This is a genomic window from Loigolactobacillus backii (assembly GCF_001663675.1).
Classification (GTDB): Bacteria; Bacillota; Bacilli; order Lactobacillales; family Lactobacillaceae; genus Loigolactobacillus; species Loigolactobacillus backii.
This window is the reverse complement of sequence record NZ_CP014873.1, coordinates 1,091,201-1,104,900: the sequence shown is the minus strand read 5'-3', so window position 1 is coordinate 1,104,900 and position 13,700 is coordinate 1,091,201. Positions and strand designations below refer to the sequence as shown.

At 43.6% G+C, this 13,700-nt stretch carries 13 protein-coding genes; 3 read left to right on the top strand and 10 right to left on the bottom strand.

The window, feature by feature from the left end; translation table 11 throughout:
• Positions 1-365: 365 nt before the first annotated feature.
• From AYR53_RS04765 to AYR53_RS04730, 8 genes are all read right to left on the bottom strand, one after another.
• Complete coding sequence (locus AYR53_RS04765) at positions 366-1,580, bottom strand: NRAMP family divalent metal transporter (RefSeq protein ID WP_068281233.1); 1,215 nt, start codon at positions 1,578-1,580, stop codon at positions 366-368.
• A 185-nt stretch (positions 1,581-1,765) separates the two neighbouring features.
• Complete coding sequence (locus AYR53_RS04760; RefSeq protein ID WP_068281234.1) at positions 1,766-2,515, bottom strand: LamB/YcsF family protein; 750 nt, start codon at positions 2,513-2,515, stop codon at positions 1,766-1,768.
• 223 nt (positions 2,516-2,738) lie between these two features.
• Positions 2,739-3,536: a putative hydro-lyase gene (locus AYR53_RS04755; protein WP_416361152.1), complete on the bottom strand. Its 798-nt coding sequence runs from the start codon at positions 3,534-3,536 to the stop codon at positions 2,739-2,741.
• Between the two features lie 127 nt (positions 3,537-3,663).
• On the bottom strand, positions 3,664-4,992 hold the full coding sequence (locus AYR53_RS04750; protein ID WP_068281236.1) for an acetyl-CoA carboxylase biotin carboxylase subunit: 1,329 nt from the start codon (positions 4,990-4,992) through the stop codon (positions 3,664-3,666).
• Positions 4,993-5,267: 275 nt separating this feature from the next.
• Positions 5,268-5,675 carry an acetyl-CoA carboxylase biotin carboxyl carrier protein gene (locus tag AYR53_RS04745; RefSeq protein WP_068281237.1) on the bottom strand — a complete coding sequence of 136 codons (408 nt, stop codon included), beginning with the start codon at positions 5,673-5,675 and terminating at the stop codon, positions 5,268-5,270.
• Positions 5,676-5,898: 223 nt separating this feature from the next.
• The gene (locus tag AYR53_RS04740; RefSeq protein ID WP_068281238.1) at positions 5,899-6,906 is read right to left on the bottom strand and encodes a 5-oxoprolinase subunit C family protein; all 1,008 of its coding nucleotides are present in this window, start codon (positions 6,904-6,906) and stop codon (positions 5,899-5,901) included.
• A complete protein-coding gene (gene pxpB, locus AYR53_RS04735; protein ID WP_068281239.1) occupies positions 6,906-7,628 on the bottom strand; it encodes a 5-oxoprolinase subunit PxpB in 723 nt (240 codons plus the stop codon). The genes AYR53_RS04740 and pxpB overlap by 1 nt, the downstream gene beginning before the upstream one ends.
• A gap of 256 nt (positions 7,629-7,884) precedes the next feature.
• Positions 7,885-8,448 carry a TetR/AcrR family transcriptional regulator gene (locus AYR53_RS04730; protein ID WP_068225745.1) on the bottom strand — a complete coding sequence of 188 codons (564 nt, stop codon included), beginning with the start codon at positions 8,446-8,448 and terminating at the stop codon, positions 7,885-7,887.
• A gap of 681 nt (positions 8,449-9,129) precedes the next feature.
• Between AYR53_RS04730 and AYR53_RS04725 the strand changes: the two genes are divergently transcribed.
• Together AYR53_RS04725 and AYR53_RS04720 are read left to right on the top strand one after the other, a co-directional pair.
• On the top strand, positions 9,130-10,569 hold the full coding sequence (locus AYR53_RS04725) for an MDR family MFS transporter (protein ID WP_068225746.1): 1,440 nt from the start codon (positions 9,130-9,132) through the stop codon (positions 10,567-10,569).
• A 1-nt stretch (position 10,570) separates the two neighbouring features.
• Positions 10,571-11,320, top strand: coding sequence for a DUF4811 domain-containing protein (locus AYR53_RS04720; protein WP_068225747.1), 750 nt, complete (start codon positions 10,571-10,573; stop codon positions 11,318-11,320).
• A 638-nt stretch (positions 11,321-11,958) separates the two neighbouring features.
• Here the strand turns inward: AYR53_RS04720 and AYR53_RS13510 are convergent.
• Together AYR53_RS13510 and AYR53_RS04715 are read right to left on the bottom strand one after the other, a co-directional pair.
• The gene (locus AYR53_RS13510; RefSeq protein WP_156520039.1) at positions 11,959-12,126 is read right to left on the bottom strand and encodes a hypothetical protein; all 168 of its coding nucleotides are present in this window, start codon (positions 12,124-12,126) and stop codon (positions 11,959-11,961) included.
• 532 nt (positions 12,127-12,658) lie between these two features.
• On the bottom strand, positions 12,659-13,015 hold the full coding sequence (locus AYR53_RS04715) for a hypothetical protein (RefSeq protein ID WP_068278877.1): 357 nt from the start codon (positions 13,013-13,015) through the stop codon (positions 12,659-12,661).
• 130 nt (positions 13,016-13,145) lie between these two features.
• Between AYR53_RS04715 and AYR53_RS04710 the strand changes: the two genes are divergently transcribed.
• On the top strand, positions 13,146-13,664 hold the full coding sequence (locus AYR53_RS04710) for a transcription repressor NadR (RefSeq protein ID WP_068278885.1): 519 nt from the start codon (positions 13,146-13,148) through the stop codon (positions 13,662-13,664).
• Positions 13,665-13,700 lie beyond the last annotated feature (36 nt).

Genomic DNA, 13,700 nt, shown 5'->3' with positions numbered 1-13,700 from the left:
GTAACGTAAGCTAATCTAATAACCGCACTGTGGTTATTAGATTAGCTGCAGTTAGGCACGTGAACCCAGACTTTTGGCACACGTTCTAGCGTAATGCTCGGGAATAAGTCAGGGGCTAGAACTTTTGTCCCAACCGCTCAGAAAAAATACTGGCCTGCCGGCAGTTTAATTTGAAAATTTGCCGGGTTGATCTTTAACCGATAAGTATTGTCGAAAAGTAACACTGGCCAGTAGCATTGCGCAAAAAATAAGATGAGACTGGTACAGCAAAAGCCCTAGTCTCATCTTATTTTTGTAGCAATGTGTTTACTGCAGTAATTCTAAATCACAAAGCTGAATCTAAACGTTCTTAAAATTCTTTATTTCTAAAACTGCATTGTCAAAAGCGCGCGCACGCCTGCATAGGCCATAAACGCAACGACAATCCAACCAGTGATCAGCAACCACCGTGGATGGCGGTAAGTCGCCCCCATGATCTTTTCTTTTGTTGCAGCAACTAACAGAATCGCCAACGCAATTGGTAAAATTAATCCATTAAGTGCACCTACAAAAACGAGCACTTTGGCCGGATTACCAATAAAGTAGAAAATTGCGGTTGAAGCAACAATAAAGGCAACAATCAACCAGGAACGGAAACGCAGATACTTATTTTCACTACTTTGATTGACTGTGTAATCTAAGAAAGAAACGGAGGTGAAGGTTGACCCTAAAGTTGAAGTCATCCCGGCCGCTAATAGCAATAGGCCAAAGAATTTATAACCAAACTGGCCAGCAGCGTCTTTGAAAATTGAAGCAGCAGGATTAGCTGGATCCAGTTTATGGCCGGCCATAACAACGGCCAAACCAGCTAAGAACAACATGATCCGAATAATTGACGCAATCGTAATCCCGGTTAATGCGCCTTCCTTAACGTACTTGATGTTCTCTTGACCGTGAACGCCGCCTTCTAACAAACGATGGCCCCCGGAGAAAGAGATATAGCCGCCAACCGTCCCACCAACAATGGTCACGATTGAATAGAAATTAACGTTGGTCGGCATAAATGTATGCACGATTGCTGGCTGAATCGGAACTGTCGATACCGCCAAAATGTAAATCAAAATACAAACCTTAATGACGGCCAAAAATTGAACCGAACGATCAACAACTAACATGGCATTCTTAACTAAAAAGATAACGATTGCTGCGGCGGCGGCAATCAGGGCACCATTTTCCGGTGAAATACCAAAGAGGACGTTTAGCCCAAGGCCTGCACCACCAACGTTCCCGATGTTAAAGAAGAAACCACCAATAACAATGAGGGCCGTCAGCAAATACCCAAGTCCAGGAACCACTTCGTTGGCTAAAACCTGTGCCCTTTTTCCCGAAACCACGATAATGCGCCAAATATTCAATTGAACAACAACATCAACAATGATACAAATTAAAATTGCAAATCCAAAATCGGCGCCCATCTTCCCCGTGAAGGTTGCCGTTTGCGTTAGAAAACCTGGCCCAACTGCGGCCATTGCCATCATAAAGGCTGCCCCCATGGCAACACTAAGTGGTGAACGTTTCTTTGCTGTTTGATTCTCTTTCATTCAATTCTCTCCCCTCATGCTCGAGCGTGTTTAAAAAGGCAGATCTCTGCGCTTGTATAGTTGAACCGACAATAGATGGCCAATCAAGATTATTAGCCTGTACAGCGCTTCAGACTTTGATTGATCTTGATACGGTCGACATCGTCAGTAATGCTCGAAACCTGAATGCCCTTTTTAAACACTCGCTAAACTGCCTTGACGTCAATTCCAGCAGCCAACAACGCTGCGTGAATTTTTTGAACGAAAGCGACTGCCTTTGCACCGTCACCGTGGACACAAACCGAATCTGGCTTTAAAGCAATTTTTTGGCCATCAACCGCAGTGACACTTTGCGATTCAATCATCGCAATCGTCCGTTTAACGGCCGTTTCTTCATCGGTTACCATCGCGTTGGGCTGTGAACGTGGGACTAATGATCCATCAGCTAAATAATTTCGGTCGGCGAAAATTTCTTGGGCGTAAGGTAAATTAACGTCCTGGGCCGCTTTAATCAGCTGACTGTTAGCCAGGCCGAATAAAATCAGCGTTGGATCAACTGCCTTGATGCCTAAACAAATTCCCCGGGCCAAATCGTAATCCTTAGCCGCCATGTTGTATAGCGCACCGTGCGGCTTAACGTGGTGTAACTTTCCCGTTTGGCTAAAAGCGGCCAAAGCGCCAACTTGGTACTGAACGTAGTCTTTGGCCTCAGCAGGTGTTATTTGCATTTTGCGGCGACCAAAGCCCATTAAGTCCGGTAGACCAGGATGAGCGCCTAAAGCCACGTGATTTTTTTCGGCCAACGCAACGGTACTAGCCATCACGGTTGGATCGCCGGCGTGAAAACCACAAGCAATATTGGCCGAAGTGACGTAAGGCAAAACCTCAGCGTCCAAACCTAAGGTATAACGACCAAAACTCTCACCAAGATCGCAATTTAAATCTATCTTTGCCACGTTAAAAACCTCCTAAGTTTTCTAAGGACTAATTTCAGCATCTAAACCTATTCTAAAATGTACCTAAAGAAGCAGAATCTAACCGCTTTTTGAATCTTGCTTAAACGTGCTTAAAAAAGCAGATTCCTGCGCTTAGCTACAATTGACGAATCATTTGCTTTGCAAATAATTCGTCAATTTAGGCTAATGCTCAGAATCTAAACGCTTTTTGAAGCACTCTTCATTACAGTTGATACTTCAAATCGGTATCTTTGATATCAGTTACCAACATATGCCCTGGTGCGTGGGTAATAACGAAATCTGGTTTGCTTGCAACGACAACAGCTTGTGGTGTCACCCCACAGGCCCAGAATACTGGGACCTCACCAGGATTAATGGTCACTGCATCGCCGTAATCTGGTTTAGAGATATCCGTAATGCCAATTGTCGCCGGATCGCCAATCTGCAATGGCGTACCATGGACTTGCGGCAACTGTTCGGTCACGGTTACGGCGCGAACAATTTGATTTTCCGGAATTGGCCGCATGCTGACAACGTAATTGCCGTGAAAACGACCAGCTGACTTGGCCGGAATATTGGTATTGTACATCGGCACATTGACGTGCTCCGTAATATGGCGCATTTCGATCCCCGCTGCAATCATGGCCGCTTCAAACGAAAAACTGCACCCAATGAGAAAACTAACCAAATCAGGCCGCCAATAATCGACCACATTTAATGGCTCAGCCACTAGTTTGCCCCTTTGATAAATTCGGTATTGGGGAAAATCCCGGGCCAAATCCACATCCTGAGCAAATTTTTGTAACTGGCGACTCCCGCTATCCGTAACCTCTAAAATAGGGCACGGTTTAGGATTACGCTGTGCAAATAGCAAAAAATCGTACGCATCTTTCTCCGGTAAAATCACTAAATTAGCTTGCGTATAGCCGGGACATAGGCCACTTGTTTGATCGCAAAACTGCTCAGTTCGACACGCCTGGCGCAATTTAGTAGGCGTCAGTGTTAGTTCAGTCTCCACTATCCCATGCATCTCCTTAGTTTCCAAAACCTAGAAAGTGTTTGAAAAAGCACCCATATTCCAAGCACGGTTACACTAAATTAGTTAGATAAATGCTAATAAATGTATTTTTCAAACGCGGCCCAGTTTTCTAAGCGTTACTGCCCACTTTGGTCGCCACAAAATCATCAATAAACGTAATATTAATGTCATCGGCGGTATAGGCCGGCGCATTTAACAGCTCGTCCAAGAAATCAAGATTAGTCTGAATGCCACTAATCACGGTTTCTTCAATGGCAACTTTCATTTTGGCAACCGCAGTTGGGCGGTCGCTGGCGTAAACGATTATCTTGGCGATCATCGCGTCATAATCCGGCGGAACTTCGTAACCTTGATAAAGGGCCGTGTCGACGCGAACACCGTTGCCGCCAGGTAAATGTAAACCAGTAATCTTACCGGGCGTTTGTGCATTCACCCGGCATTCTAAAGCGTGACCGTGAACCGCTGCCTGTTTTTCTGGCAGTTCTTCACCAGCCGCAACTTTTAACTGTAAAGCAACAATATCCTGATCGGTGATGAGCTCCGTTATTGGGTGCTCCACCTGAACCCGCGTATTCATTTCCATAAAATAAAATTGGCCTGGGCCAGCGTATAAAAATTCAATTGTGCCAGCGCCAACGTAATGAATTGTTTTGGCCGCATTAACGGAAGTTGCGTACATTTGCTGCCTAGTTGCTTCATCAAGCACATCACTAGGTGCCTCTTCAATCATTTTTTGGTGGTGCTGCTGCAACGAACAATCACGCTCACCTAAAACTAAAACGTGGCCCTTTTCATCACCAATGATCTGAACCTCAATGTGCCGCGGTCGATCGATGTATTTTTCAAGGTACATTTCGCCATTAGCAAATGATTTTTCGGCTTCACTTTGAGCTAACTGAAAGTCATGATTAAATTGTTTGGCTGACTCAATCACACGCATTCCTTTGCCACCACCGCCTGCCGCAGCTTTTAGCATGACCGGGTAGCCGACATCGGCAGCTAAGCGCAAGCCAACTTTTTGTTCTGTAAAGCCACCAGGACTGCCGGGAATAACCGGCACGTCAGCGGCCTGCATAATCTCCCGGGCTGCTGCCTTGTCACCCATTTGTGCGATCACTTTTGCCGCAGGACCAATAAAAGTTAAGCCTTGTTCTTCACAACTTTTGGCAAAATCGGCATTTTCTGACAAGAAACCATAGCCCGGATGAACGGCGTCCGCCCCAGTAGTAACCGCCGCCGCAACAATATTATTAATATTTAAGTAACTCTTTTGTGGATCGGCCGCGCCAACGCAAACCGCCTCATCGGCAAGTTGCACGTGTAATGCCGTTTTATCAGCCACGGAATAAATGGCAACTGTCCGCAAATTAAGTTCGCGACAGGCCCGAATAATTCGTACCGCGATTTCACCACGATTTGCAATCAATACTTTTTTCACGAGCTCACTTCCTAATTAAAAACTAGAGTGTTTGAAAAAGCGGTTAGATTCTGAGGATTAGCCTAAACAGATGAATTACCTTTGAAAAAGGTAATTTGGCTGTTGTAGCTAACCGCAGGAATCTGCTTTTTCAAACACGTTTACACTAGAATTGGTCATAAAATCACTATTTCCGATCATTACTCTAGAGCGTGAACCAAAAATCTGGGTTCACGTGCTTCAACCCAAAACAGACTTTTGTCCCACTCCCATCTGACCGCTTTTTCAAACACTCTCTAGTCCAGTTCAAACAGCGGATCGTCGTAACCCACGCGCTGTTCGTTACCAACTAAAATCTGGGTAACTTTACCGGCCTTGTCGGCTTTCACATCATGCATCATTTTCATTGCTTCAATGATGCCAATCGTCTGGCCGACTTCGACGTTATCGCCAGTTTTGACAAATGGTGGCTCATCGGGAGAAGCCGAAGCGTAGAAGACACCTACCAAAGGTGACTTCAGCGTTGACTTGGTGTCAGCTGGATTTTTTCCCAACGCTGGCGTCGGCTGAGTTGATTCAGGTTGTGGGGAATTACTTGGTTCCTTAGTTAGCTTTAATGTTGTTTGTTCATTTTGATAGGTAAATGAGGTCAAATTGCTGGCCGCCATGTGATCCATCAGTGCTTTTATTTCATCCACATTCATGTAATTATCGATCCTTCCTCGATAAGATTGTGTTGGGAATTGGGTTTGGGCCGAACTAGATTAAACGTGTTTGGAAAAGTAGATTCCTGCGGTTAGCTACGATCGCCAAATCATCTGTTTCACAGATAATTTGTCAATCTAGGCTGCGATTCGGACTTCGGTTTATTTTAGTCCGATCGACAACGTTAGTAATCCTCAGAATCTAACCGCCTTTCCAAACACTCTAGTCGTCAAACAACCTTCTCACGCGGCTTGCTGGCAATCGGGGGCTTAAATCTTCCCGACTTGGTTGCTGTACTTGTTGGGTTAACTGGGTTAGTTGTTTTTGCCGTTCTTGTAACAACTTCTGGGCCGCCATGATGGGGATTAATTTAAAATTAACTTGCATCCCCGGCTGTGCTTGGGCAATCAACGGCAAATCAACGCTAGCCAAAACTGCAATAACTGGGTACCCACCAGTTGTTTGGCGATCAGCTAACAAAATAATTGGTTCACCATTTTGCGGAATTTGTACGCCGCCAAAGAAGGTTCCTTCTGACAACAAGTTTCCGGTCTGCGCGACGGTTAATTTTGCACCGTTTAAGCGGTAGCCCATTCGATCAGAAGCGTCACTAATCGTAAAGCTCGTTTTTAAAAATTCTTGTTGAACTTGCTCAGTAAATTGCTTAAATTGTGGGCCCGGCGTCACCCGCACCGTCACCTGTTTTTCGGCATAACTCGAAACAGCTAACTTGCGACTGCCATAGCTTGGGACGTAGGGTGATGCCTGCTGTAACGGTAAAACATCCCCGGCCTGCAAAGCTCGTCCGTGAAAACCACCCAGCTGGTAACGTGTGCTGGTTGCCAAACTGCCCATCACTTCAGGTAAGGCAAAGCCACCAGCAACGGCCAAATAACTCCGAACACCGTTGGTTAGCTGTTTGATTGCTAAACATTGACCAGCTGATACCAGCTGTGCCTGGTAAAAAGGAAACGGCCGTCCATCCAAACTTGCCTTGCCAGTTGCGCCTGTCAACGCGACAATGCAATCCTGATTAAACTGCAACGTTGGTCCAATACTGGTGATTTCTAACCCAGCAGTTTTGGGATCATTGGCAACTAATAAATTGGCTAAGCGAAAAGCCCACGGATCCATCACTCCGGAAACACAAAAGCCACTTGCCTGCTGGGCTGTGCGGCCAAAGTCTTGAACAGTGGTTAGTAAACCACCACTTAGTACCGTAATACTCATCAGCTTTTCACCTGCTCTCGAGTTACTTTAATCTGGTAAGCTGCCGAATTATCCGTAATTTGGGTAAATTCCGATTGACTAATTTCATCAAAATGAATGTAGTCCCCTGCTTGGTACAATAGCGGCTGATCGCGTTGGGGATCAAACAATTTAATTGGCGTGCGACCAATTAATTGCCAACCACCTGGTGAAACCACTGGGTACATCCCCGTTTGTTCACCGGCAATGCCAACCGAGCCCGCCGGAATTGTTGCTCGTGGTGAAGTCAACCGGGGCATTGCAATCTGTGGATCTAGTCCGCCTAGATAGGCAAACCCTGGCAGAAAGCCTAACATGTAGATCAAGTAATTTGGTTTTGTGTGTCGTTTAATTAATTCTGCGGTATCTAATTTTGCGTGGGCGGCCACTTTTTCTAAATCAGGACCAAATTCAGTCGTGTAACAAACAGGAATATGAACGACTCGCGCCTCACTACCTTTGTGTAAATCCAATTGCTGAAGTGAAGTGGTCACTAACGCCTCTATTTGTTCCAAACTTGTCTCCAATGGTTGATAAAAAACCGTCAACGTTCGAAACGCTGGTAATAAAGCTGTAATTGCGGCTTGTTTACTTAACTTTGCCGCCAAGCGACTAATGATTAAATTAATCTGTGGATCAATTTTGTTAGAAAAGGTTACATTGAGCGCCTGGTCACTGGCGGGAATTAATTCATAGGGTAACAATTACAATGACCCCCTTAGCTAGTTTAAAGAATAAATTCATTCTAGATTAAATTAAGATTAAAATCAATCTTAATTTCAAATTAATATCTAATTATTTTTAAACTACGTCATACTTATCTTTGTATATGACAGATCTGCTGACATTGGCAATAAAAGAGGCCAACATAAAGAAGTGCAACAAATTTTATTTTGCTGCACTTCTTTATGTTGGCCACATTTTAAAAAGGATCATTAGGCCCGCTTTTTACACGACGCTTTATTTCATTTTTCTGACTTGATCAATTGCCAGCGTCATAGTTTGGTCAAAGCGTTCGTCAACCACTTCAGCGGGTAAATTGAGAAAACCACCAATTTCTTGAACAATGAAACCAAACAGGGTTGAGCGGTACAAAGTCGCCTCAACCTTTGTGGTGTCATCGGTTAATTGCAATGGCGTAAAGACATCTCGATAAAGTTCGATCAGTGCTTGGTGCGTTTTTGATGTGCGGGGTAAAGTGTTCAAATCTAGTAATAACGGCGCTAACCCTGGATGTTGCTTACAAGCTTGGCGAAATTCTTGAGCAAAGGTCATTAACGCTTTGCGGCCAGAGATGCCAATCAACTGTTTTGTTAATTGTTGTGAAATTTGGTTGATGAAGTGCAGCCCTACTTGATCCAACAAATCGCCAAGACTATGGGCGTAGTTGTAAATCGACTGCGGGCGCACTTCTAAGGCCGACGCTAAATCACGAATGGTCAGTTGATTGATACCCTTTTCTTCAATTAACTGTTCGGCCATTTCTAAAACCTTTTCTTTAGTTAACGTTCTTTTCTTTACCATTATGTTGCTCCTTACACGTTAATCTAGAGTGCTTGAATAAGCGGTTAGATTATGGAGTATAGCCTAGCTAGGCGAAAAGAGCCGCGCAGCGGATCGTTCGACTAGCGTAGCTATACGCAATAATCTGCTTTTTCAAACACGTTTCCAATGAGAGTGCCTTAAAAAGCGGTTAGATTCTGAGGATTACTGACGTTGTCGATCGGACTAAGATGAACCAAAGTCCGAATCGCAGCCTAAACGGACGAATTATCTGTGCAACAGATGATTTGGCTGTTGTAGCTACTATTCCGCAATTGAGGATTATTAGCCAGATGCGCTAATAATCTTGATGCTCCATACGTTGTCCATTCAACTATGGCGAAAATCGCCAAGTTGAAGCATGGCAACCGCAGGAATCTGCTTTTTCAAACACGTTTCCATTAAACTAGTTTGAAAAATACTAGTAAAAACATTCCCCAACCATAATCTAACTTCAATAATAGCCCACTTCAATTAATTTACGCCAGAATTTTTACCATAAGAATCCGTCACGCGGTCCCTTTTTAACAAGATTTTGACTAATAAATAACTTGCTTTGAAAACAAACTTATATAAACAGTTTATTTTCTGTTAAAAACAGTATATAATACTTTATAACCTGATACAATCAGTTTAGCAAATTTATTAATCGAGGTCTTTACTATGATGGATACTAACGGACGGCAGTACAATCGAATTTTACTCATGTTAACGTTATTGCTAGGTACATTTTGTACTGCTTTAACGACGAATATGTTAGTAACGGCCTACCCAACGCTTATGAATCAATTTTCAATCTCCAGCGCGACCGTTCAGTGGCTAACTACTGGCCCACTGCTAATTATGGGCATTATGATTCCAATCAGCGCATGGCTGCTCAATAATTTCAGTCTTAAATTAATTTACTTAACGGCCCTCGCCTTTTTTCTCGTCGGTCTAATTATCAGCTTCACTGCTAATAGTTTTTCCTTCATCTTAATTGGCCGCCTAGTGCAAGCAATTGGCGTTGGCGTTACTTTTCCAACCATTCAAACCGTCTTGCTGGTTATTTTTCCGGCAGACAAACGTGGCTCAATGATGGGCCTGGGTGGAATCGTCATTGGCCTAGCACCAGCGCTTGGGCCAACTGTTTCCGGCTGGATTCTTGACAATGACAGTTGGCGTGATCTATTTGGCATCATGATTCCCCCGGTTATTTTAGTTGTGATCATGACCTTGATTTTCGTTCACCCCGTTATCCCGGTTAAAAAATCTAAAATTGATGCCCTGGCTATCGCACTCTCGACGATTGGCTTTGGCACACTACTCTATGGTTTCTCCGAGGTTGGTGAACACGGTTGGTTGTCGACCGTTGTTATCACTAGTATCATTATTGGTTTAATTTTCATCGGTCTGTTTGCTTGGCGCGAATGGCCGCAAAAAGAACCTTTTTTGAACGTTCGTTTACTGAAAATTCCATCATTTACCGTTGCTTCCATTATTACTGCACTTTCCAACACGGCAATGATCGGCATTCAGGTTGTTCTGCCAATGTATTTGCAAAATGTTCGCGGCATGAGCCCGCTGCACTCTGGTTTAATGATTCTCCCTGGCGCGCTTGTTTACGGTATTGTCAGCCTGATTAGTGGCCGAATTTATGACGAAATGGGCGGCCGGCTTTTGGCATTAGTGGGGACCTTTTTACTCACACTAGGCACGATTCCGTTTGTTTTATTAACGCGCAACACACCGTATAGCTACATTATTTGCGACTACACAGTCTTAATGATCGGCGTCGCCCTAGTGACCATGCCGTTAACGGCCGCCAGTTCAATTGATTTAAAAGGCATTCAATTAAGCCACGGAACTGCCGTTAATAGCACGATGCGCCAAGTGATGACGTCGATTGGGACCGCCATTTTAGGCAGTGTTCTGGCCAACGTTATGACGCAAAATAATCCAGCACATGCCTTGTTGAAAACAGCCCCGCTTGCCTTTCGGGATCAGTCGTATCAGGCGGCCATGAGCGGTTTTCACGCGGCATTTCTAGTTGCAACTGCTTTTGGTGTCATCGACTTCATCTTTGCTTGCTTCGTTAAAAATACGCGAAAAGAGGCTAAATAATATGATTTTAATCAGTCTTTTTATTGGCGTTATTTGTTTTGTCACTGGTGTTCTTTTGCTTAAAACACGGGCACAGCAATGGCTAGTCGGCGGACTAGGGCTCATTTTGCTGGTCTTGTCAGCCAGCCTCATGATTGGCAACGACAACGCTCACTGGGGAATGCACCAAGTTAGTCAACAACAAACGACCAAAATTGCTTCCATTAGCCCAACAAAACAATTGCCGTTATTGATCTACCAGCCAATTCGCCAGAGTAAAACGGAAAAAGTTTATCTTTACCGACTAGCTAATCAGAAAAAGGCACTGCACACACAGGCCAGCATTAAAACAACGAACGAAATTAGTTACCAGGCAACCAAGCGGGCTAAGTTGGTGGTTACCACAAAGTATTGGCGCTACCAAAATAGCTTCTGGCGCTGGTGTTTTAGTGGAACTGGCGCCCACCATGAGCTGATTTCACGGCAGAATAAATTCGTTCTACCTAATAATTGGACAACTATTAGCTGCAAACAGGCAGCCTGGCTGGAAAAAGCGGCCAAGGCTAAACAGGCGGCTGCTAAAACGCAGAGCAGGCAGCAAATCGCCTTGCTCGTTGAACAGGCTAAAGCCAAACAGCCTGCTTTGACCACACAGCAGTTGCAACAAATCAAAGCAACCGCCGAAAAACAGGTCGAGGCCAAGGTTCAGCAACAAGAACAACAAGTCGCCCAAACGTTGCTTAAACAGGCAAAAAAGACGGCCAGCCAATAAATTTAGAGGCCATTTTCAATTAAAAAGGCGTCTAGTCGCACATTGCAATCGTTATTGACCATTGCAATGTTGAAGTTAGACGTCTTTTTTGACTGTTGACCGTTTTGCTCATTTTGGCTATCAAGGCCCAAAGTTGGTTCCGTAATTTCACTCTTCATTAAGAGATTACAAAGCCATCATATTTTCTTCACACTTGGCCTGTATATTGAACTTCATAGAGATGAGATACATCTCTTACCCAAATATACCTAACAACCCAATTTTTCATTTTACTCCTCCAAAGTAATTGAAAAAGAGCCACTGGTCTTCCCAACCAGTGACTCACCCTTACTCCTTTAGATCACTTGGCAACCCAACTGAGTGATCTTTTTTGTTGCCTTCATTTTTTATTGCGTTTATTTATAAGGTTAGCCAGTGTACAAAATAATTTTAAATTTTTCGACATTACATTTATTTCTGAAATCTAGTGGCAAGCAAAAATTAGGAGCAGGCATAAAATTCTCAAGGTGAGATTTTATGCCTGCTCCTAATTAATTTTCCAATCACGACTAAACTAGCCAGAGCATTACTCTAGAACGTGCGCCAAAAGTCCGGGTTCACGTTCAATAACCATCGTCCGGTTATTGAATTAACCTACCTTACGCAGTAAACCCAAAATCGACTTTTGTCCTACTCCGCGCCCAACGCCAGCGATGTTCCTCACAATAGGAGATTTCACAACCATCTTTTTTTGGTTGTTGAGTTCGTTTATTCTGCTCAGTTGCACCACATAAAGCACAGGTCCAGACTTTTTGATCATTTGGCATACCGCTGACACTCCCTACGTTTTTGATTATGTTATTAGCATAGCAAGTCTGTTTTACCAGTGCCATAAATAAGCTTAACTATTCGAAATAGCATCTTATCAATTTGTTATGAAATCAGTCACACTTTCTTCATAATTCACCGGTATAGTAATTTACATAGAGATCAGTAATCCCTATTTACCCAAACAACCCAAATTTTTCATTTTACTCCTCCAAAGTAATGAAAAAAGAGTCACCAGTCCTCCCAAACTGATGGCTCACCCTTACTCCTTTTAGATCACTTGGCAACCCAACCAAGTGATCTTTTTTATGTGCTTTTTATTTTTATTTCGCAGACTTTACGTTGTCCATTCCACTACCACGCAGCCCGTGAGTGGAACTGGCACTCCTTTTTGTTCACTTGGCAACCCGATTTTTTTGCACATTGAAATGTAAAAAAAAGAATGAGTTGTTTTTATAACACAGCTCACTCGCCTAATTTAATACGTGTTAAAAATATTTTTCAACATTGATAGCTCCTACTGGCAAAAATCTATTTGGAATTTGCCAGTATTTTCTGAACGGCGTCCAACGCTTTATGCTGAGCCATGACGCTCTTGAGTTTATCAGCATCATCAGACAAGTTGATCAAGGTATCGTCTAGGTCAACAAACTCGGTCTCAATATAACGCAGCGTTTCGAGTTGTTTCTCAGTAAGCGGCTCTGTCTGCACAGTTTGTTCCACTTTTTGCGCTTCACGAACAATATCGCGAACTTCATGAATAGCTTGTTTTTGGGTTAGAAATTGACTAATATGGCTAGTCTTTCCGCCAAGTTTACGTAAATCTAACGCCAACTTACGTAACTGTGCATTAATTTGATCAAGTACATTATCTTCCTTAGTTGCCATCCTAACAACACACCTCACTAATTTAGTTTTCAACTTAAATATAGCACAAGCATTCGTTGTCGTTAAATATTGAATTTTTTCGGAATTCTCCTCTGAACAAACATGATACAATCATTCAGAGGTGATCCAAATGTTATCAGGAAAAAAGCGTCAAGAACAAATTCGTGGTGCTCTAATTGCTGGAACCCAACCAATCAGTGCCGGCCACTTTGCCAAACAATTTGGTGTTAGCCGACAAACAATTGTCGGCGATATTGCCCTAATGCGCGCCCAAGGTGAAAAGATTGTCGCCACGCCACGCGGTTACGAGTATCAGCATGACAATCGCCATCAAGCGATCATTGCTTGCCGTCATCGCCCGGAACAGATTGAACAAGAACTAACCTTAATTGTCCAAGCTGGCGGCAGTATTAGCGATGTGCTAGTTGAGCACCCCCTTTACGGCCAATTACGCGGTGAATTAGCCATCCGCACCCGCAGTGATGTTCAACAATTCATCCGTAAATTGAATAAATTCAAAGGTCATCCCTTAGCTGAGCTCACAGATGGTATCCACTTACACACAATTACCTTTGAAAATGAGAACCAATTAACCCAAATCAAACAAAATTTGCACGATGCCGGCATTTTATACGAACCAGCTAGTTGACAAGACACCCCTAAGTAGTGTTTACTTGGGTCTATT